Source organism: Streptomyces graminofaciens (assembly GCF_030294945.1).
Lineage (GTDB): Bacteria > Actinomycetota > Actinomycetes > Streptomycetales > Streptomycetaceae > Streptomyces > Streptomyces graminofaciens.
On record NZ_AP018448.1, the window covers coordinates 6787226 to 6807373 of the forward strand.

Consider the following 20148-nt stretch of genomic DNA (forward strand, 5'->3'; position numbering starts at 1 on the left):
GCGCCCTCGGCGTTTGTAGTGCCCTTCGGACGGCTCCTGAGGCGTTGCCCGGCGCCCTCCGCCGTGGTCGTGCCGTCATCAGGTGTTCGAATACCGGCCGGGTTACGGCCATCCTCCACAGATTCGGGGACTTTCTCCCGTCCACACCCTGGGGACCGGGAAGTTATGCAGATCGTGTCCACAGGGGGAGCGGTTGGGAGATCATCGGTCCAGGTCAATCGCCTGTGGATTCGTGGACGAAAGATCTCCACAGGCTGTGGATGAAGTTGTGATCCACAGCCTGTGGACGGAGTTGTCCACCGGCAACCCACAGGCTGTGGGCTGTTGTCCCCAGTGATCCCGAGCTTCTCCACATGGCTGTCCACTGTTCGGCAAGCCAACGCGCCTTCTCACCGCGTCGAGTGAAAGGCGTCACACGAAGTTGCCTGGTTGGGCTGTGGGAAAGGTGGGTAAACCTGGGGACGCCGTTGGGGAGAAGTCGCCCCGGGCTGTGCATGGGGTGTGCAGAACTTTCTGTTCTCCACAGATACCCCCGGTTGTCCACTGCCTCCACCCACAGGCCCGGTGGACAAAATTTGCTGCCTGAGCTGGGAAAACGCAGTTATCCACGGTTTCCACAGGCCCTACTACTACTCCCAACTAGAGAGAGCTGGGAATCCGTTTCGAAGTGGGTCCTGTGCACAACTTGCTCCGGGCTGCCTGACCGCGCCTCGTCACGACTTGACCCTGAGAGGCTCCGAGTGTCAGTGGCGTGCGTCAGACTGTTCCCCGGTGTCCTTCCCGTCCCAGGGAGCCGTGACACCGAGACAGACGACGAAGCCAGGCAGGGCGAGAAGCGCCGGCAACAGCAGGAGGCGGCAACAGTGAAGATCCGGGTGGAACGCGACGTACTCGCGGAGGCAGTGGCCTGGGCGGCGCGCAGCCTCCCGGCCCGTCCGCCGGCGCCTGTCCTCGCCGGCCTCCTGCTGAAGGCCGAGGAAGGCCAGCTGAGCCTCTCCAGCTTCGACTACGAGGTCTCGGCGCGTGTGTCCGTGGAGACGGAGGTCGAGGAGGAGGGCACGGTCCTCGTCTCGGGCCGTCTGCTCGCCGACATCTGCCGCGCCCTTCCCAACCGCCCGGTGGAGATCTCCACAGACGGTGTACGGGCGACGGTGGTCTGCGGCTCCTCGCGGTTCACGCTCCACACCCTGCCTGTGGAGGAATACCCCGCCCTGCCGCAGATGCCGACTGCGACCGGCACCGTCCCCGGTGAGGTCTTCGCCTCCGCCGCCGCCCAGGTGGCCATCGCAGCCGGGCGCGACGACACGCTGCCGGTGCTCACCGGTGTGCGTATCGAGATCGAGGGCGACACGGTCACGCTGGCCTCCACCGACCGCTACCGCTTCGCGGTCCGCGAGTTCCTGTGGAAGCCGGAGAACCCGGACGCGTCCGCGGTCGCCCTGGTGCCCGCCAAGACGCTCCTGGACACCGCCAAGGCCCTCACGAGCGGCGACAGCGTCATCCTGGCGCTCTCCGGCTCCGGCGCCGGCGAGGGCCTGATCGGTTTCGAGGGCGCCGGCCGTCGTACGACGACGCGTCTCCTCGAGGGCGATCTGCCGAAGTACCGCACGCTGTTCCCGACGGAGTTCAACAGCGTGGCCGTCATCGAGACCGCCCCCTTCGTGGAGGCCGTGAAGCGCGTGGCCCTGGTCGCCGAGCGGAACACCCCGGTGCGGCTCAGCTTCGAGCAGGGCGTGCTGATCCTGGAGGCCGGCTCCAGCGACGACGCACAGGCTGTGGAAAGGGTCGACGCCCAGCTGGACGGCGACGACATCTCGATCGCCTTCAACCCGACCTTCCTGCTGGACGGCCTGAGCGCCATCGACTCCCCGGTCGCCCAGCTGTCCTTCACGACGTCCACGAAGCCCGCGCTGCTCAGCGGCAAGCCGGCGGTGGACGCGGAGGCGGACGAGGCCTACAAGTACCTGATCATGCCGGTGCGACTGAGCGGCTGAGCCGTCGCAGTTGTCCACAGTGCTGTGGGGCCCGGTGGATGGATCACCGGGCCCTCGGCATGAGGGCGTGAAGCCGCAGGTCGGAGCGTACGTATGAGCGGGTATGCCCACAGGTGTGCATGAGCGTCCGGGTTTAGGCTCGTGCATGGGCACACAGGTGCCCCACTGCACGTCGCTACCTAAGGAACAACTGATGGAGCTCGGTCTCGTCGGCCTCGGCAAGATGGGCGGCAACATGCGCGAGCGAATACGCCGCGCGGGCCTCACCGTCATCGGATACGACCGGAACCCGGACCTCGCCGATGTCCACAGCCTCGAAGAGCTTGTGGGCGCGCTCAAGGGTCCGAGGGTCGTGTGGGTGATGGTCCCGGCCGGAGCCGCCACCCAGTCGACCATCGACGAGCTGGCCGAGCTGCTGGAGCCCGGCGACGTCGTCGTGGACGGCGGGAACTCCCGCTGGACGGACGACGAGAAGCACGCCGAGGAGCTGGCGGCCAAGGGCATCGGCTTCGTCGACTGCGGTGTCTCCGGCGGTGTCTGGGGCCTGGAGAACGGCTACGCGCTGATGTACGGCGGCGACGCCGAGAACGTCGCCAAGGTGCTGCCGGTCTTCGACGCACTGAAGCCCAAGGGCGACTTCGGCGCGGTCCACGCGGGCAAGGTCGGCGCCGGCCACTTCGCGAAGATGGTCCACAACGGCATCGAGTACGCGATGATGCAGGCGTACGCGGAGGGCTGGGAGCTGCTCGAGAAGGTCGACTCGGTCACGGACGTCCGTGAGGTCTTCCGGTCCTGGCAGGAGGGTACGGTCATCCGTTCCTGGCTGCTGGATCTGGCGGTTAACGCGCTGGACGAGGACGAGCACCTGGAGCGGCTCAAGGGTTACGCGCAGGACTCCGGTGAGGGCCGGTGGACCGTGGAGGCGGCCATCGATCACTCCGTGCCGCTGCCCGCGATCACGGCGTCGCTCTTCGCGCGGTTCGCGTCGCGGCAGGACGACTCCCCGCAGATGAAGATGATCGCGGCGCTGCGGAACCAGTTCGGCGGCCACGCGGTCGAGAGGAAGTAGCCGCCGAGAGGCAACAGCCCACGGCCGGGGCGCGAGAATGCCAGAGCGCACGCACGTACGAACGGTCGGCGAGAAGTAGTCCACAGGGCCGCACAGCGGTCCACAAGCCTGGGGGAGGTCGGCACCCGACCATGCACGTCACGCATCTGTCGCTGGCCGACTTCCGCTCGTACGCCCGGGTCGAGGTCCCGCTCGACCCGGGCGTCACCGCGTTCGTGGGCCCCAACGGGCAGGGCAAGACGAACCTGGTCGAGGCGGTCGGCTATCTCGCCACCCTCGGCAGCCACCGGGTGTCGTCGGACGCGCCCCTGGTCCGCATGGGCGCCGACCGCGCGGTGATCCGGGCCCAGGTGCGGCAGGGCGAGCGGCAGCAGCTGGTCGAGCTGGAGCTGAACCCCGGCAAGGCCAACCGCGCCCGTATCAACAGGTCCTCGCAGGTCAGACCGCGTGATGTGCTCGGCATCGTACGGACGGTGCTGTTCGCGCCCGAGGACCTAGCGCTGGTCAAGGGCGACCCCGGGGAGCGGCGGCGCTTCCTCGACGAGCTGATCACCTCGCGGGCGCCGCGTATGGCGGGTGTGCGCTCCGACTACGAGCGGGTCCTCAAGCAGCGCAACACGCTCCTGAAGACGGCCGCGCTGGCCCGCCGCCACGGCGGCCGGTCCATGGACCTGTCCACCCTCGACGTGTGGGACCAGCACCTCGCCCGTGTGGGCGCCGAACTGCTCGCCCAGCGGCTCGACCTGGTCGCCGCGATCCAGCCGCTCTCCGACAAGGCGTACGAGCAGCTGGCGCCCGGCGGCGGCCCCATCGGTCTGGAATACAAACCCTCTTCCCCGGGGATCGTCGGCCACACGCGCGAGGAGCTGTACGAGCAGTTGATGGCCGCCCTGGCGGAGGCCCGCAAGCAGGAGATCGAGCGGGGCGTCACCCTCGTGGGCCCCCATCGAGACGATTTGATTCTCAAACTCGGTCAGCTGCCCGCCAAGGGATACGCCTCCCACGGTGAGTCCTGGTCCTATGCGCTGGCGTTGCGGCTCGCCTCGTACGACCTGATGCGGGCCGAGGGCAACGAACCGGTGCTGATCCTCGACGACGTCTTCGCCGAGCTGGACGCCCGTCGCCGCGAGCGGCTGGCGGAGCTGGTCGCGCCGGGCGAGCAGGTGCTGGTGACCGCCGCGGTCGACGACGACGTACCGGATGTACTGACACAGACGCGGTACGCCGTGTCCGACGGGACGGTGGAGCGGCTGTGAGCGGATCCGAGGGAACCCCGAAGTCTCCCGAGCCGTCCGGCGTGGACCTCGCGCGCGTGGCGCTGCGCGCGGCGAAGGAGGCGGCACGCGCGCGTGGCGAGGCCACCCAGCAGAAGAAGCAGGCGCGGCGCGGCGGCGGTCTGCGCTCCGGTGCGCGTGCCGACGGCCGGGACCCGATGGCGCTCGGCCCCGCCATCAACCGGCTGATCACCGAGCGTGGCTGGGAGACCCCGGCCGCCGTCGGCGGGGTCATGGGCCGCTGGCCGGAGATCGTCGGTGAGGACCTGGCCAGGCGTTGCGTGCCGGAGCGGTACGACGAGGACGAGCGGGTGCTGCATGTGCGGTGCGACTCGACGGCCTGGGCGACGAACGTGCGGCTGCTCGCCCCGCAGCTGGTCGCCCGACTGAACGAGGACCTCGGCCACGGCACCGTACGGCTGCTGAAGGTGCAGGGGCCGGGGGGTTCCGCCCGTCGCTACGGGCCGCTGCGGGCCCCAGGGAGCACAGGGCCCGGCGACACCTACGGGTGAGCGTGGTCACATTCGAAGCCCGGTCCGGGAGCCTTCGGCCGCCCGGCGGTTCGGCCGTGTGCTCCGGCGCGCACGATCGAACGCGGTTGTGAACGTCGACGTGACCCGGGAGTAGCAAAGGGTTGACACCCGGAAGCGCTGAGTGCCGCTGTGAGCCTCTTGGAGCCCCATTCCGCATATGGGGAGTCGGGAGAGACCGGTTCAGGGCGGCACATGCGGACTCAGGTACCGGCAAACCCCCATCACTGTCGGCGCTACCGGTAGACTGGAAGCCAATCCCGCCCCATTCGTGGGGACCGCTTCGGAAACACTGTGCAACGCTGACAAAGGCTTCCACCGCAACATGCCGCAGCCGCTCCGGCAAACCCGCCGGGAGCCTGGCTTGTGCTGTGCCAGAAAGGGCGCTTCGTGGCCGATTCCGGCAACCCCAACGAGAACATCCCGTCCACCGACGCCGGCGCCAACGGCGAGGTCACAGCCTCGTACGACGCCAGCGCCATCACCGTCCTCGAAGGGCTGGACGCGGTCCGCAAGCGGCCCGGCATGTACATCGGCTCGACCGGTGAGCGTGGCCTGCACCACCTCGTGCAGGAGGTCGTCGACAACTCCGTGGACGAGGCCCTGGCCGGGCACGCGGACACCATCGATGTGACGATCCTCGCCGACGGTGGCGTCCGGGTCGTCGACAACGGCCGCGGCATCCCGGTGGGCATCGTCCCCTCGGAGGGGAAGCCGGCCGTCGAGGTCGTGCTGACGGTGCTGCACGCGGGCGGCAAGTTCGGTGGCGGCGGCTACGCGGTCTCCGGCGGTCTGCACGGCGTCGGTGTCTCCGTGGTGAACGCCCTGTCCAGCAGGGTCGCCGTCGAGGTCAAGACCGACGGCTACCGCTGGACGCAGGACTACAAGCTGGGTGTCCCGACGGCTCCGCTGGCCAAGCACGAGGCGACGGACGATCACGGCACGTCGGTGACCTTCTGGGCCGACGCTGACATCTTCGAGACCACGGAGTACTCCTTCGAGACGCTCTCGCGGCGCTTCCAGGAGATGGCGTTCCTCAACAAGGGTTTGACCATCAAACTCACTGACGAGCGCGAGTCCGCGAAGGCCACGGCCGGTGCGGACGAGGCCGGCGAGGACGAGAAGCACGAGGTCAAGACCGTCTCGTACCACTACGAGGGCGGCATCGTCGACTTCGTGAAGCACCTCAACTCCCGTAAGGGAGAGGCGGTTCACCCGTCCGTCATCGACTTCGAGGCCGAGGACAAGGACAAGTTCCTGTCCGTCGAGGTCGCGATGCAGTGGAACAGTGGTTACAGCGAGGGTGTGTACTCGTTCGCCAACATCATCCACACGCACGAGGGCGGCACGCACGAGGAGGGCTTCCGTGCGGCGCTCACCGGTCTGATCAACCGCTACGCGCGCGACAAGAAGCTGCTTCGTGAGAAGGACGACAACCTCACGGGTGACGACATCCGCGAGGGTCTGACTGCGATCATCTCGATCAAGCTCAGCGAGCCGCAGTTCGAGGGCCAGACCAAGACCAAGCTGGGCAACACGGAGGCCAAGACCTTCGTGCAGAAGGTCGTGCACGAGCACCTGACGGACTGGCTGGACCGCAACCCGGTCGAGGCCGCGGACATCATCCGCAAGTCGATCCAGGCGGCCACCGCCCGCGTGGCGGCCCGCAAGGCCCGTGACCTCACGCGCCGCAAGGGTCTGCTGGAGACGGCCTCGCTGCCGGGCAAGCTGAGCGACTGCCAGTCGAACGACCCGATCAAGTGCGAGATCTTCATCGTCGAGGGTGACTCCGCCGGCGGCTCGGCCAAGTCCGGCCGGAACCCGCAGTACCAGGCGATCCTCCCGATCCGAGGCAAGATCCTCAACGTCGAGAAGGCGCGGATCGACAAGATCCTGCAGAACCAGGAGATCCAGGCACTGATCTCCGCCTTCGGCACGGGTGTGCACGAGGACTTCGACATCTCCAAGCTCCGCTATCACAAGATCATCCTGATGGCGGACGCCGACGTCGACGGCCAGCACATCAACACCCTGCTGCTGACCTTCCTGTTCCGCTTCATGCGCCCGCTGGTCGAGGCCGGACACGTGTTCCTGTCGCGTCCCCCGCTCTACAAGATCAAGTGGGGCCGGGACGACTTCGAGTACGCGTACTCGGACCGTGAGCGCGATGCCCTGATCGAGCTCGGCCGACAGAACGGCAAGCGCGTCAGGGAAGACTCCATCCAGCGCTTCAAGGGCCTCGGCGAGATGAACGCCGAGGAACTGCGAGTGACGACCATGGACCAGGACCACCGCGTCCTCGGCCAGGTCACGCTCGACGACGCCGCCCAGGCCGACGAGTTGTTCTCCGTGCTGATGGGTGAGGACGTCGAGGCCCGGCGCCAGTTCATCCAGCGCAACGCCAAGGACGTCCGCTTCCTCGACATCTGAGTCGGTCTCAGCTGACCGCATCAGGAAGGATCACCACCAGCAATGGCCGACGAGAACACCCCAGTCACGCCTGAGCCTTCTGAAGGCGAGACGACCGTGCGCATCGAGCCCGTCGGGCTCGAGACGGAGATGCAGCGCTCGTATCTGGACTACGCGATGTCCGTCATCGTGTCCCGCGCGCTGCCCGACGTACGCGACGGTCTCAAGCCTGTCCACCGCCGTGTCCTGTACGCCATGTACGACGGCGGCTACCGGCCCGAGAAGGGCTTCTACAAGTGCGCCCGTGTCGTCGGCGACGTCATGGGCACTTACCACCCGCACGGCGACTCCTCGATCTACGACGCGCTGGTCCGCCTCGCGCAGCCGTGGTCGATGCGGATGCCGCTGGTGGACTCCAACGGCAACTTCGGTTCTCCGGGCAACGACCCGGCCGCGGCCATGCGGTACACCGAGTGCAAGATGATGCCGCTGTCCATGGAGATGGTCCGGGACATCGACGAGGAGACCGTCGACTTCCAGGACAACTACGACGGCCGCAACCAGGAGCCGACGGTTCTGCCGGCGCGCTTCCCGAACCTGCTGATCAACGGTTCGGCGGGCATCGCGGTCGGCATGGCGACCAACATCCCCTCGCACAACCTGCGCGAGGTCGCGGCCGGCGCCCAGTGGTACCTGGAGAACCCCGAGGCCTCCCACGAGGAGCTCCTTGACGCGCTGATCGAGCGCATCAAGGGCCCCGACTTCCCGACCGGCGCCCTCGTCGTCGGCCGCAAGGGCATCGAGGAGGCGTACCGCACGGGCCGCGGCTCGATCACCATGCGTGCGGTCGTCGAGGTCGAGGAGATCCAGAACCGCCAGTGCCTGGTGGTCACGGAACTGCCGTACCAGGTCAACCCGGACAACCTCGCGCAGAAGATCGCCGACCTGGTGAAGGACGGCAAGATCGGTGGCATCGCCGATGTGCGTGACGAGACGTCGTCCCGTACGGGCCAGCGCCTCGTCATCGTCCTGAAGCGCGACGCGGTCGCCAAGGTCGTGCTGAACAACCTGTACAAGCACACCGACCTGCAGACGAACTTCGGCGCCAACATGCTGGCGCTGGTCGACGGCGTGCCCCGCACCCTCTCCCTGGACGCGTTCATCCGCCACTGGGTGACGCATCAGATCGAGGTCATCGTCCGCCGTACGCGCTTCAGGCTGCGCAAGGCCGAGGAGCGGGCGCACATCCTGCGCGGTCTGCTGAAGGCGCTGGACGCCATCGACGAGGTCATCGCGCTCATCCGGCGCAGCGACACCGTCGACATCGCGCGCACGGGCCTGATGGAGCTCCTGGAGATCGACGAGATCCAGGCCAACGCCATCCTCGAGATGCAGTTGCGCCGCCTCGCCGCCCTGGAACGCCAGAAGATCATCCAGGAGCACGACGAACTCCAGGCCAAGATCCGCGAGTACAACGAGATCCTCGCCTCCCCGGTCCGCCAGCGCGGCATCGTGAGCGCTGAACTCGCCGCGATCGTCGAGAAGTACGGCGACGACCGCAAGACGATGCTGGTGCCCTACGACGGCGACATGTCCATCGAGGACCTCATCGCCGAGGAGGACATCGTCGTCACGGTCACGCGCGGCGGCTACGTCAAGCGCACGAAGGCCGACGACTACCGGGCGCAGAAGCGCGGCGGCAAGGGAGTTCGGGGCGCGAAGCTCAAGGAAGACGACATCGTCGACCACTTCTTCGTGTCCACGACCCACCACTGGCTTCTGTTCTTCACCAACAAGGGCCGCGTCTACCGGGCCAAGGCGTACGAACTGCCGGATGCCGGGCGTGACGCGCGTGGACAGCACGTCGCCAACCTGCTGGCCTTCCAGCCGGACGAGGCCATCGCCGAGATCCTCGCGATCCGCGACTACGAGGCCATGCCCTACCTGGTGCTCGCCACCAAGGGTGGTCTTGTGAAGAAGACGCCTCTGAAGGATTACGATTCGCCCCGTTCCGGCGGTGTCATCGCGATCAACCTCCGTGAAAAGGAGGACGGTTCCGATGACGAACTGATCGGAGCCGAACTCGTCTCGGCCGAGGATGACATCCTTCTGATCAGCAAGAAGGCCCAGTCGATCCGCTTCACGGCGACGGACGAGGCGCTGCGGCCCATGGGCCGTGCCACCTCGGGTGTCAAGGGCATGAGTTTCCGTGAGCAGGACGAGCTGCTCTCGATGAATGTTGTTCGACCCGGTACGTTCGTGTTCACTGCTACGGACGGTGGGTACGCGAAGCGGACCGCCGTCGACGAGTACCGCGTCCAGGGTCGCGGTGGCCTCGGTATCAAGGCCGCCAAGATCGTGGAGGACCGCGGTTCGCTGGTCGGCGCGCTGGTGGTCGAGGAGACCGACGAGATCCTCGCCATCTCACTGTCGGGCGGTGTGATTCGTACGCGGGTCAATGAGATCAGGGAGACGGGCCGTGACACCATGGGCGTCCAACTGATCAACCTGGGCAAGCGCGATGCCGTGGTCGGTATCGCTCGTAACGCCGAGGCGGGGCGGGAGGCGGAGGAGGTCGACGGCGACGACGCCGTGGACGAGACCGCCGAGACCGTCGCGCCCACCGGCACGGACGAGGGTGAGGTGCCCTCGGCCGAGTAGGCACGAGGAGTGAGTCAGCGTGAGCGGAGCCACGGGCGCCGGATCGTCCGGTACGTCCACCGGTAATTCGGCCGGTAAGGACACGGACGGCCGCGGCCGTGGCTCCGCCGCGCCCGCGGCGGATACGCATACGACGCAACTGAAGGCGATCAAGCCGAACACGACCGGTTCGGCGGTGCCTTCGTCCTCGTCCTCGCCCGACGGGCGGGGATCCCAGGCATCCCAGGGGGGAACGGTGACGGACACCCGAGGTCCGCAGAGCCGCCAGTACGCGCCGCCGACAGGCCCGGGCGCGGCGCCGGCCGGAGCGCCGGGCGGGGCTCAGCCCCAGCCTCATGTCCAGGCCCAGGCGCAGGCCGGCGGGTCGGCGCTGCCCGGGGAGCGGCAGCCTCAGCAGCAGGGGCCGTACCACCCGCCGAACGCCTACCAGCCGACGCCCGAGGGTTCGGAGCGCAAGCCGCGCACGGGAGCGCGTACGGCGCCTCGTACGCGCAAGGCGCGCCTGCGGGTGGCGAAGGCCGACCCGTGGTCCGTGATGAAGGTCAGCTTCCTGCTCTCCATCGCGCTCGGCATCTGCACGATCGTCGCAGCCGCGGTGCTGTGGATGGTCATGAACGCGATGGGCGTGTTCTCCACGGTCGGCGCCACGATCTCCGAGGCGACCGGCTCGAACGAGTCCAACGGCTTCGACCTGCAGTCCTTCCTGTCGCTGCCCAACGTGCTGGTCTTCACGGCGATCATCGCCGTCATCGACGTGGTCCTCGCTACCGCCCTCGCCACCCTCGGCGCCTTCATCTACAACCTCTCCGCGGGCTTCGTGGGCGGCATCGAGCTGACGCTGGCGGAGGACGAGTAGCGGCACCCGGGGCGCCCGCAGGTCGCCCCCGGGTATCGATTTTGGGACTGCCCACGTCGTGCGCTAATCTTCAGGAGTCAGCGCGCGGGACACACCGCAGAGCGCGGCGGGGCTATAGCTCAGTTGGTTAGAGCGCATCCCTGATAAGGATGAGGCCACAGGTTCAAATCCTGTTAGCCCCACCAGTCAAGAGACCCCCGGTCCATATGGGCCGGGGGTCTTCTGCGTCACCGGTCGGCCTCAGTCGATGAGTGGATGTCGATGAGTGGATACGGAAACGCCCGACCGCTGGCGACGGGGGATGCACCAGCGGTCGGGCTGTGGCCAACACTAACAAGGCTGCTTGTTCGGTGGGGGGCGACTGTTCGAGGGTGAGGGGGAGTTGTGATCGGGATCACGTCCCGGGGTGTCATGTGTCGCACGGCGGCTCGTACGACAGACGCGGCAGATACTCCCGCCATTTGTCCCTGGTGAGGACGCCCCGAGTCGTCGAGCAGATGTGGTCGATGGCCGTGTCGACGTTCAGATTCCAGAGTCGGACGGTGTCCGTGCCGCTGGAGACTCCGAGCATGTTGGTCCTGGGGCTGAAGGACAGGAAGTTGCCCGTCTTGGCGTTGGGGCTCATGGACTGGCCTATGGGGGCGGCCTCGGAGGGGGCCGAGACGTCCCAGAGGCGAACGGTGTTGTCGTTGCCGCCGCTGGCCAGGGTGTCGCCGTCCTGGCTGAACGTCAGGGACACCACCGCCTCGGTGTGGCCGGTCAGCGGGGAGCCCAGCGGACTCGCCCCGCCGTCGGCCGTGTTCCAGAGGCGGACCGTGTCGTCGTCGCTGCCGGCGGCCAGTGTGCGCCCGTCCGGGCTGTAGGCGAGCACGTTGACGGGGCTGTGGTCCTTGAGGGGCGCGCCGAGCGGGACGGGGCGGGCGGGGTCCTCGACGTTCCACAGCCGTACGGTGCCGTCCGCGCTGCCGCTGGCGAGCGTGTGGTCGTCGGGGCTGTAGGCGAGCGCGTTGACGTAGCCCTTGTGGCCGGTGAGGGGGGCTCCGAGCGGGACGGCGTGGGCGGGGTCCGCGACGTTCCACAGGCGGATCGTGCGGTCGTCGTAGGCCGTCGCGAGGGTGCGGCCGTCGGGGGAGAAGGCCAGGGCGTCGGGGCCCATGAAGCGGGTGCGCAGGGTGAGGGGCGGGCCGTAGGAGACGGGGTGGGACGGGTCCGTCACGTTCCACAGGTGCACCGTTCGCTTCGCCGTCAGTACGGCGAGGGTGCGGCCGTCGGGGGAGAACGCCATCGAGCGGTCGCCGCCGTCCCCCGCCATGAACGGGTCGCACAGCAGTGTGGGACGGCCGGGCTTCTCCACGTTCCACAGGCGGATCCTGCCGTCGCGGCCGGCCGTGGCCAGCACCTGCCCGTCGGGGCGGAACGCTCCGCTCCGGCCGACCATGTCCGACGTGGGGACCGACCACAGGCGCACCTTGCTGTCACCGCTCCCGGTGGCGAGGGTGCGGCCGTCGGGGCTGAAGCCCACGGCGTACATCTCGCCGCTGGCGCCCGCGAGGGGCTCGCCGACCTGGGACGGGTACGCCGGGTCGCTGACGTTCCACAGGCTGGCCGTGCTGTCGGCGCTGCCCGCCGCGAGCATGGTCCCGTCGGGGTTGAACGCCACCGACCACACGGGGCCGGTGTGGCCGGTGAGCGGGGCGCCGAGCCGGTCGGCACGGTTCGGTACGGCCACGTTCCACAGCCGTACCGTGTCGTCCGCGCTGCCGCTGGCGAGCGTGCGGCCGTCGGGGCTGAAGGCCACCGAGTGGACCGTGTCCGTGTGGCCGGTCAGGACGTCGTCGAACGGCTCGGGTCGGCGCGGGTCCGCGGTGTTCCAGAGGCGGATCGTGTTGTCGTCGCCGCCGGCCGCGAGGGTGTGGCCGTCGGGGCTGAACGCCACCGAACGTACGGCCGCGGTGTGGCCGGTCAGTGTGGGGAGCGGAGTCGGCCGGTTCGGGCGGTTCAGGTTCCACAGCCGTACGGTGTGGTCCTCGCCCGCTGAGGCCAGGGTGCGGCCGTCCGGGCTGAAGGCGAGCAGGTAGATCGTGCCGGTGTGGCCGGTGAGGGGTTTGCCGAGGCGCGTGGGGTGGCCGGGGTCGCTCACGTCCCACAGGCGGATCGTGCCGTCGTCGCCCGCGGAGGCCAGGGTGCGGCCGTCGGGGCTGAAGACCGCGCTGCTCACCCAGCTGGTGTGGCCGGTGAGGGGTTTGCCCAGCCGGGTGGGGTGGCCCGGGTCGCTGACGTCCCAGAGGCGTACGGTCCGGTCGTAGCTCGCGGTGGCCAGGAGGCGGCCGTCCGGGCTGAACGAGGTGAGGTAGACGGCGCCGGTGTGGCCGCGGAGCGGGGTGGCCAGGGGTGCGTTGACGATCGAGATCAGCCGGTTGTTCGTGCCGGCGTCGTCCGGGCGCAGACCGTGCGCGACCAGGTCGAGCTGGGCGGACAGGGACGGGTCCGTGTACTGCACACGATCGGCTTCGGCGACCACCTGTTCGAACACGGCGTCGTTGCGCTGCTGCCAGGCGACCACCGCCGCGCTGACGGCGAGCATCGCCAGCACGACCAGGGCCGAGACCGCGCTACGGCTGATCCAGACCGTTCGTTTACGGAGTCTGACCGAAGCTGCCAGGAAGTCGACCGCGCTGCGGGTCAGGAAGGGGTCCCCGGCGGACTTCGCCCAGCTGCGGGCCTGCTCCAGCCGTGAACCCCGGTAGAGGAGGGACGAGTCCCGGTTCGAGCCCTCCCAGGCCCGGCCGTCCTCCTCCAGCCGCTGGCGCAGCAGATTGCCGCTCCGGTCCTCGTCGATCCAGTCGCGCAGCCTTGGCCAGGCGTGCAGCAGGGCCTCGTGGGTGATCTCCACGGTCTCCGCGTCGAGCGTCACCAGCCGGGCGCGGACGAGTGCTTCGAGGGACTCCTCGGTCTTGCCGGGGTCGGTCGACTCCGCCGCCAACTGACGGCGCGTGCCTCGCCTGCGGGTGGCCTGGGTGTCCTCGCCGAGCCGGACCAGCCTCAGGAGGAGCAGCCGGGCGGCCGTACGCGCCGCCGGGTCCAGGCCGGACCATGCGCGCTCGGCGGTCGCCGCGACCGCCCCCTGGATGCCGCCCGCCGCGCGATAGCCGGCCAGCGTCAGCCGGCCCGCCTTGCGGCGCTGCCAGGTGGCGAGGAGGGCGTGCGAGAGGAGGGGCAGTACGCCCGCGTCGTGCTCCCCCACAGCTCGAAAAGCGCGGGAGGTACCCCCACCGCGCGGGCCGTCGGCGCTCACCTCCCGGACGATCAGCTCCGCGAGCCCCGGTTCGAGTTCCAGGCCGACCGCCTTGGCGGGACCGGTGACGGCCTCGCGCAGTTCTGCGGTGGTCAGGGGGCCGAGGACCATGTGGCGGTGCTGGAGGGCGTCGGCCAGTTCGGGGTGGCTGAGGCACTGGTCGTAGAAGTCGGCGCGGATGCCCAGGACCACGCGTACGGGGGCCGGTTCATCGATGGCGGCGGGGGTGCAGGCGGCGTGGAGGAGCTGGATGAAGGTGCGGCGTGCGGTCTTGTCGGCGCAGAGGGTGAACGCCTCTTCGAATTGATCGACTATGAGGATGGGGCGGGTGGTGGCGGGGGCCTGGCGCCGGGCCCAGGTGGCGAAGGCCTCGCGGACGGCTCGGGCGAACTGGGGGGTGCCGGGCTGCGGGGCGTGGGGGTGTGGAGCGTCGGGCTGCGGGGCGCCGGGGTGTGGCGGGTGCGGGCGCGGAGTGCCTGATTCCGGGGAGTTGGGCGCTTCGGCCGTCGGTTCTTCCGTGTCTTGTGCGGCGGGGACTACGGCCGCGAGCTCGGGTATGCGGCGCGTCAGCTCCGTGAGGGGGTCGGCTCCTGGTACGAGCTGGAGCATCTCCCCCGCCCGGCCGGCGCCGTCGGCGTCCGCGTCGCCGCCGCCCAGGGTGCTGCCGCGGAGCGCGCCGTTGCGGAGAGCGGGCACGAGGCCGGCGTGCAGCAGGGAGGACTTTCCCGCTCCTGAGGCGCCCACGAGCACGACCAGGCCGCCGGTCCTCTCCACGGCGCGGAGCTGGGCGACGAGGGCCTCCGTGCTCCGCTCCCGGCCGAAGAACCAGCGGGCGTCCTGCCGGCGGTACGAGGCCAGGCCCCGGTACGGGCACACGCCGGGGACGGCCGGGGACTCGACCGGAGGCCCTGCTTCCGTTCCCGTGGGTGCCGCGGACGGGGACGCCGGGGTCGAGGTTGCCGTCGAGGAGGGGCCGTCGGCGACCGCGCGCTCCCACAGGCGCTGCCACTGGGCCAGGTCGTACAGACCCTTGGAGACCGGGGTGGGACGTGCGCGCCGGGCCTCGGGGATCAGGATGTGCAGTACCGCGGCGAGGGCGGTGAACTGTGCGGGTACGTTCTTGGCCCGGCGCCAGTCGCTGATCCGCTGGGCGGAGACCCGTACGGGACGCCCTCGTTCGTCGACCCGCTGAAGCCGGACGACCGCCTCGGCGACGCTCTTGAGCGGAGGGTTGCCGGCCTCCTTGTACAGCAGCGCGAGACATTCCGCGAAGGCTGTGCGTGCCCCTGAGTCGGGACTCAAGGCCTCCACTCCTCACTTCCCCCCGCGACTGGACTTTCGGGCCGGACTCCGGTGGTCCTCCGGGCCGACCTTCCTGCGGATCTCCTGCGGACCTTTGGCGGATCTCCGGTTGGCTTCCAGGCTGGCTTCCGGACCGGAAAACTCACTTTATATGGCTGACCTGCGGTAACGGCCTTGGCGTGATCCCGGTCCCTCCTCGCCGGGAGCAACGACTGGCAGGATCACGACGCACCAGGGCAACGCCCGGGCGCCACCTGGGCAGGCCACCGGTCCAGAGGTCGGAGAGGCGACGCATGGCTCCGCATGTTCTCGGCCAACCCGTGTGAGTCGCCACGGCGTGGGTCGACGTCACCCGCGTCGTTCGGTACCGGTCCCCACGAGGGGAGGGACCGGTGCCGGACGGGGCGGAGTTCCGTTCAATGGATCCAGCCCGCCTCCCGGGCGGCCGTGAGGGCGAGTCGTTCGGCGTCGTCGGCGCCGGCGTTCAGGGTGGCGTCTCTGCCCGCCGTGCGTGCGCCCGCCGCGGCCGCGGCGGCCTGCGAGGCGGTGAGTGCGGCGCGCAGGGCCTTGTGGGAAGGCGCGCTGTCGTCGAGTGCGTGGGCCACCTGTGCGGCGAGCGCGGCGGTCGCGGCGGCGTTCCGCGCGCAGCGGGCGGCCGCCGCGGGGTCGGGCGGTGTGCCGGAGCCGAGGGACTCGATGGAGCGGGCGGCCAGCTGGAGGGCGTGGGCAGCCCTGCCGGTGGGGTCCTTCGGGACAACCTCGGCGTGGTGCGGGCCGACGCCGGCGTGGTGGCACGTGGCCACGGCACGCTCGTACGCGCTCCTCGCACGGGCGCTGTGGGCTGCGCTGGGAGCCTCCGCCGAACCCACCGTCGCCGTCACCGCTTCCACATTCGCGTGGCCATCCGGGTCCGCGTCCGCGTGCCCATCCGGGTCCGCGTCCATGTCCACGCCCATGGGCACGTCCACGTCTTCGAGTCCGCTCACGTCTGTCTCCCCTCGGCTCCGTCTCCCGTGCAGGGCGCGGGAAGGGTGTCACGCCGACGGCGAAGAGGACAGATGCGTGCGGCTGCGGCGATGTACGAGGGCGCGCGGCGACGACGTACGCCCGTCAGAACGGCCTCCGCGCACAGCCCTGGATAGCTGACGCACCGTCAGTTATGGTCGCTGACGATGCCGTCGCCGAAGGGGTGAGTGCAGTGCAGTCAGGTCTTGAGAGCCCGCAGCCACCCGGTGCCCCCCGCTGGGTCGCGATGTTCCACCAGCCCTCCTCGGACTCCTGGCGGGTCGGCGCGGAGTCGCCCCACCGCTTTCCCGTGCTCTACGCCGTGGGTGAGATGGCCCAGACCCTGAGGGCTCGCGGCGAGCACCCGACCGTCGCCCTGTGGGGCCCGAGGGACGGCGCCTGGGAACGTCACGAGCACCTGGCCGCCGGGCCGGCGGCCGAACAGGCCCCCTCCGCTGTCCCCGAGGAACCCGGCGCCGTCGGCGGAAAGCCGGACAAGCTCGCCGAACGCATGACCGACCGCAGGCAGCAGGTGCTGATGGCGGGCCTGGGCAAGGCTGGCCTCTACGACCTCTCGCCGGACGACCTGGCCGCCGTCGAGACCCTCGTGGACCGGCTCGACGAAACGACCGTTCGCAGTGTCGCCCACTGGCTCGCTGTGGCGAGCGGTGATCGTTAGACGACCCGTGGCGACCTACAAGGAGTGCCGCACGGCACCCCGACCGCCCGGACCACCCACCCCGACCTGACGAGCCACAGGGCACACGTCCGCCGAGATCCCCAGCCCCAGCCCCAGCTACAGGACGCGGCCCCAGCCTCAGCTACAGGACCCGACCCCAGACCCAAGCCCAAGCTCCCCGCCCCCCCGGACCAACTCAAACCCCACCACCCCGCCCCGCCGGACAACGCCACCCGAGACCCGCGAGCGCCCGTGCCCGGGCCTCCACCACGGCCATGCGGGCGTTCCGCTCGGCGGTGTCGACGTGGGCGGCCTGGCCGGTGGCCTGCCCGTCCCACTTCCGGTACAGCAGCCCAACCTCCTCCGAGAACCACCCGCGGCTGACGGCGTTGAGCGCGAGCAGCAGTCCGGTGTCCTCGGACGCCGGCAGTGCCATCCAGCCGCCGAGGGCGAGCAGCAGATCCCGGCGGACGAACAGCGTCGCCGGGTGCACCTGCGCACGGAAATCGTTCGCCGACCAGTGGTCCAGTACGGCTCCCCGCTCGATCGGTCCATGGTCCGGGTCGCCCGGGAAGCCGACGGTGGAGCCGTCCGGCAGCAGGTCCAGGACGCGTGAGGTCGTCCAGCCGATGCCGGGGTCGCCTTCGAGTACGGCCAGGTCGCGGGCGAGCGCACCGGGGGTCAACTGGTCGTCGGCGTCCAGGACTTTCACGTACTCGCCCTCGACGTGTGCGAGGGCGATGGTGCGGGCGACGCCGGGGCCACCGGGGCGCCCCTGCCGGAAGGTCACCCGGTCGTCGTCGGGGACATGCGGAGCGACGGAGTCCGTACGGCCGTCCTCCTGGATGACCCAGTGCCACTCCCAGCCGCCGCCCCTTTCCTCGCCGGTCGGCAACTCCTGTGCGCACAGGGACTTGTAGGCCTCCGCCAGGAACGGCGCGGAGGGCGCGTGGACGGCGGTGACGATGATGACGCGCCGGCTCACGACGGCACTCACCACCTTTCCAGGTGAGTGCTGAAGACCAGCTCGGCGCGGTCGCCGGCCAGCGTGACGTCGGAGACGTCCACGACACGGTCGTCGATGTCGTACGAGATCTTGCGGAGCAGGATCACCGAGGTCCCGGGCGGCAGCTCCAGCTCCCTCGCCTCCTCCGGTGTCGGCGGGCGCGCGGTGAGGCGCTCCTCGATCCGGTCGACCTCGATGCCCACGGTGTGCAGCTGGTTCTGGGTGCCGCCTGGCCAGGGCTCGCTGGACTCGTCGAGGAGGTCGGGGTTCGCCATGACCGTCTCACGGACGAGGTAGGAGGTCACGAGCTGGAAGGGAGCCGTCTCGGCGCTGTACCGCGTCCGGTAGTTCCGCTCGACGAGCGGTGTCCCCTCCGGAACGCCGAACGTGGCCGCGAGCTCCCCGGACGCCTCGATCTCACGGTACTTCGCGTGGAACACGAGGTCGTCGAGTACGAGACCGGTGTCGTGCTCCGTCGCTCCGGTGCCGGCCCGTGTGGCCCTGGACCGGCGGGCCCGGTCCTTCTCCCACTGGTGCCGGCGGTTGTCCCGCACGGTCGGTGTGCGGGGGCGGCGTACGTAGTTGCCGAGTCCGTGCCGCTTGTCGATCAGTCCTTCTTCGCTCAGCAGCCGGAGCGCGTTCTGCACGGTCGGGACGCTGTGCCGGTACCGCTTGGCCAGGTCCGCCTCCGACGGCAGCCGGTCCCCCGGCGCGCGCTCGCCCTCCCGGATGGAACGCCGCAGCTCATCCGCTATCAGCTCGTACGCCTTTGGCATGGGATACCCACCGATCCGTGGTCCGAGGCCTGCTCCCAGGCTACGACTCCTCAAGAGGTCTTGATCAGTTCAGGACCGGGGTTCGGGGCTTGTTCAGGGTCGGGTCGGGGTGCGCTCGGGGTGCGGTCGGGGTCGGGTTCCGGGATGGGCGGGGGAGAACACACATGAAGGCCCCCGACCGAACCCGGCCGAGGACCTTCGTGCTGTCTGGGCGGGGGGTACGCAAGATCGCCGCGCCCGTGTGCCCCGGGGATCAGCGCTGAAGCGGTGGTGTGGCCGGCTCGGCCTCTGCCTGGTCCGCCGGGTCGGTCTTCGGGCGGGGCGCGTCGAGCGTGGCGGTGGCGGTCACGGTCGACGCGTCCGTGGTGGGGAGCTTGCGACAGGAGGGGGAGGAGCCGTGGGCCTCGGCCCGGATCCGCTGCTTCATCGTGGGGGGCAGAGCGCGGTCGTGGGACCGGGCCCGGGGCGGGGCCGCCGGCAACGTCTTGGGAGCCGCGCAGTTGCGGGTGGTCTCGGTCTGCGGTACCGCGGCGGCGGCCGTGGTCGTGATGAGTCCGAGCGCCGTGCACAGCGCGAGGAAGGCGGTGACGATGGCGGTCCACAGCTTCATGACCTTGTTCTGGGCCATGGCCCCTCACTTTCGGGTTGGGCGATTTGCGTACTTTCCTCATGATGTGTATGGGGGCCGCGAAGTGGTGGACCGACGCCCTTGGCGCGTCGTTCTTCGGATGAACACCACTCGGATGGGCGCATGAGCTAAGGAAAGGTCCAGGAAGCGGTGGAAAAGAGGGGAAACGAGGGAACTTTCGTGATCCGTCTGGGTTTGCCGGGTGTGACGAACCCTCGATCGGAGCGCTGCCGTCCGGTTCTACTGCGGTCCGCCGGGCGGGAGTTGGCGGGTCGGCGCAGGTCACCGATCGGTATCGGTCGGTGTGTATAGTCGGGCGCCAGAGGTCCCCTACGTCAAGGAAAGACGAGGTCGCGCGGTGAAGAAGCTTCTCCTGGTCGCACTGGCCGCCATCGGCGGGCTCCTCGTGTACCGCCAGATCCAGGCGGATCGCGCCGAGCAGGATCTGTGGACGGAGGCGACTGACTCCGTGCCCACGGGTTCGTGAACATCGACATCGGTCTCAGAACAGACCCCGGCCGCGCTCGCGGTCGGGGTTTTGTGTTGTTTGGGCACATCGACATCGACATCGACATCGCCGAGTCGGCTGGGGCCCTTTCCCGGACCATCGGCTTCACTCTCGCGAACGGTGTGCTTGCGATAGCAAAACAGCCCTCTCCGTAGA

At 69.5% G+C, this 20148-nt stretch carries 15 protein-coding genes and 1 tRNA gene; 11 read left to right on the plus strand and 5 right to left on the minus strand.

The annotated features are described in order from the left end of the window. The first annotated feature begins 863 nt into the window (after window positions 1-863). The 8 genes from dnaN (at window position 864) to SGFS_RS29350 (ending at window position 10978) form a co-directional block, all read left to right on the plus strand. A complete protein-coding gene (gene dnaN, locus SGFS_RS29315; protein WP_286254731.1) occupies window positions 864-1994 on the plus strand; it encodes a DNA polymerase III subunit beta in 1131 nt (376 codons plus the stop codon). 193 nt (window positions 1995-2187) lie between these two features. Then, complete coding sequence (gnd, locus tag SGFS_RS29320) at window positions 2188-3063, plus strand: phosphogluconate dehydrogenase (NAD(+)-dependent, decarboxylating) (protein WP_286254732.1); 876 nt, start codon at window positions 2188-2190, stop codon at window positions 3061-3063. A gap of 131 nt (window positions 3064-3194) precedes the next feature. After that, on the plus strand, window positions 3195-4319 hold the full coding sequence (gene recF, locus SGFS_RS29325; RefSeq protein ID WP_286254733.1) for a DNA replication/repair protein RecF: 1125 nt from the start codon (window positions 3195-3197) through the stop codon (window positions 4317-4319). Further along, window positions 4316-4849, plus strand: a complete 534-nt coding sequence (locus SGFS_RS29330; RefSeq protein ID WP_286254734.1) for a DciA family protein — start codon at window positions 4316-4318, stop codon at window positions 4847-4849. The genes recF and SGFS_RS29330 overlap by 4 nt, the downstream gene beginning before the upstream one ends. Window positions 4850-5233: 384 nt before the next feature. Beyond that, a complete protein-coding gene (gyrB, locus tag SGFS_RS29335) occupies window positions 5234-7297 on the plus strand; it encodes a DNA topoisomerase (ATP-hydrolyzing) subunit B (protein WP_286254735.1) in 2064 nt (687 codons plus the stop codon). Between the two features lie 42 nt (window positions 7298-7339). Beyond that, window positions 7340-9937 carry a DNA gyrase subunit A gene (gene gyrA / locus SGFS_RS29340; protein ID WP_286254736.1) on the plus strand — a complete coding sequence of 866 codons (2598 nt, stop codon included), beginning with the start codon at window positions 7340-7342 and terminating at the stop codon, window positions 9935-9937. A gap of 19 nt (window positions 9938-9956) precedes the next feature. Further along, window positions 9957-10793 carry a DUF3566 domain-containing protein gene (locus SGFS_RS29345; protein ID WP_286254737.1) on the plus strand — a complete coding sequence of 279 codons (837 nt, stop codon included), beginning with the start codon at window positions 9957-9959 and terminating at the stop codon, window positions 10791-10793. 108 nt (window positions 10794-10901) lie between these two features. Next, window positions 10902-10978 (plus strand) — tRNA-Ile (locus SGFS_RS29350). A gap of 224 nt (window positions 10979-11202) precedes the next feature. Here the strand turns inward: SGFS_RS29350 and SGFS_RS29355 are convergent. Further along, window positions 11203-15399: an nSTAND1 domain-containing NTPase gene (locus tag SGFS_RS29355; RefSeq protein ID WP_286254738.1), complete on the minus strand. Its 4197-nt coding sequence runs from the start codon at window positions 15397-15399 to the stop codon at window positions 11203-11205. A gap of 407 nt (window positions 15400-15806) precedes the next feature. Next, window positions 15807-16376, minus strand: coding sequence for a hypothetical protein (locus tag SGFS_RS29360; RefSeq protein ID WP_286254739.1), 570 nt, complete (start codon window positions 16374-16376; stop codon window positions 15807-15809). 212 nt (window positions 16377-16588) lie between these two features. Here SGFS_RS29360 and SGFS_RS29365 point away from each other — a divergent pair, with 212 nt between their 5' ends. Next, window positions 16589-17074 (plus strand): hypothetical protein, encoded by a 486-nt coding sequence (locus tag SGFS_RS29365; RefSeq protein WP_286254740.1) that lies wholly within the window; start codon window positions 16589-16591, stop codon window positions 17072-17074. 196 nt (window positions 17075-17270) lie between these two features. Here the strand turns inward: SGFS_RS29365 and SGFS_RS29370 are convergent, their stop codons facing one another. The 3 genes from SGFS_RS29370 to SGFS_RS29380 form a co-directional block, all read right to left on the minus strand. Then, window positions 17271-18059 carry a glycosyltransferase family 2 protein gene (locus SGFS_RS29370; protein ID WP_286254741.1) on the minus strand — a complete coding sequence of 263 codons (789 nt, stop codon included), beginning with the start codon at window positions 18057-18059 and terminating at the stop codon, window positions 17271-17273. An 8-nt stretch (window positions 18060-18067) separates the two neighbouring features. Next, window positions 18068-18856, minus strand: coding sequence for a GntR family transcriptional regulator (locus tag SGFS_RS29375; RefSeq protein WP_286254742.1), 789 nt, complete (start codon window positions 18854-18856; stop codon window positions 18068-18070). Between the two features lie 253 nt (window positions 18857-19109). Then, the gene (locus tag SGFS_RS29380; protein WP_286254743.1) at window positions 19110-19484 is read right to left on the minus strand and encodes a DUF6344 domain-containing protein; all 375 of its coding nucleotides are present in this window, start codon (window positions 19482-19484) and stop codon (window positions 19110-19112) included. Between the two features lie 358 nt (window positions 19485-19842). On the opposite strand from SGFS_RS29380, the gene SGFS_RS29385 reads away from it, so the two are divergent. After that, window positions 19843-19971 (plus strand): DLW-39 family protein, encoded by a 129-nt coding sequence (locus SGFS_RS29385; protein ID WP_003999697.1) that lies wholly within the window; start codon window positions 19843-19845, stop codon window positions 19969-19971. Next, window positions 19968-20147 (plus strand): hypothetical protein, encoded by a 180-nt coding sequence (locus SGFS_RS29390; RefSeq protein WP_286254744.1) that lies wholly within the window; start codon window positions 19968-19970, stop codon window positions 20145-20147. The genes SGFS_RS29385 and SGFS_RS29390 overlap by 4 nt, the downstream gene beginning before the upstream one ends. The last annotated feature ends 1 nt before the right edge of the window (window position 20148 follow it).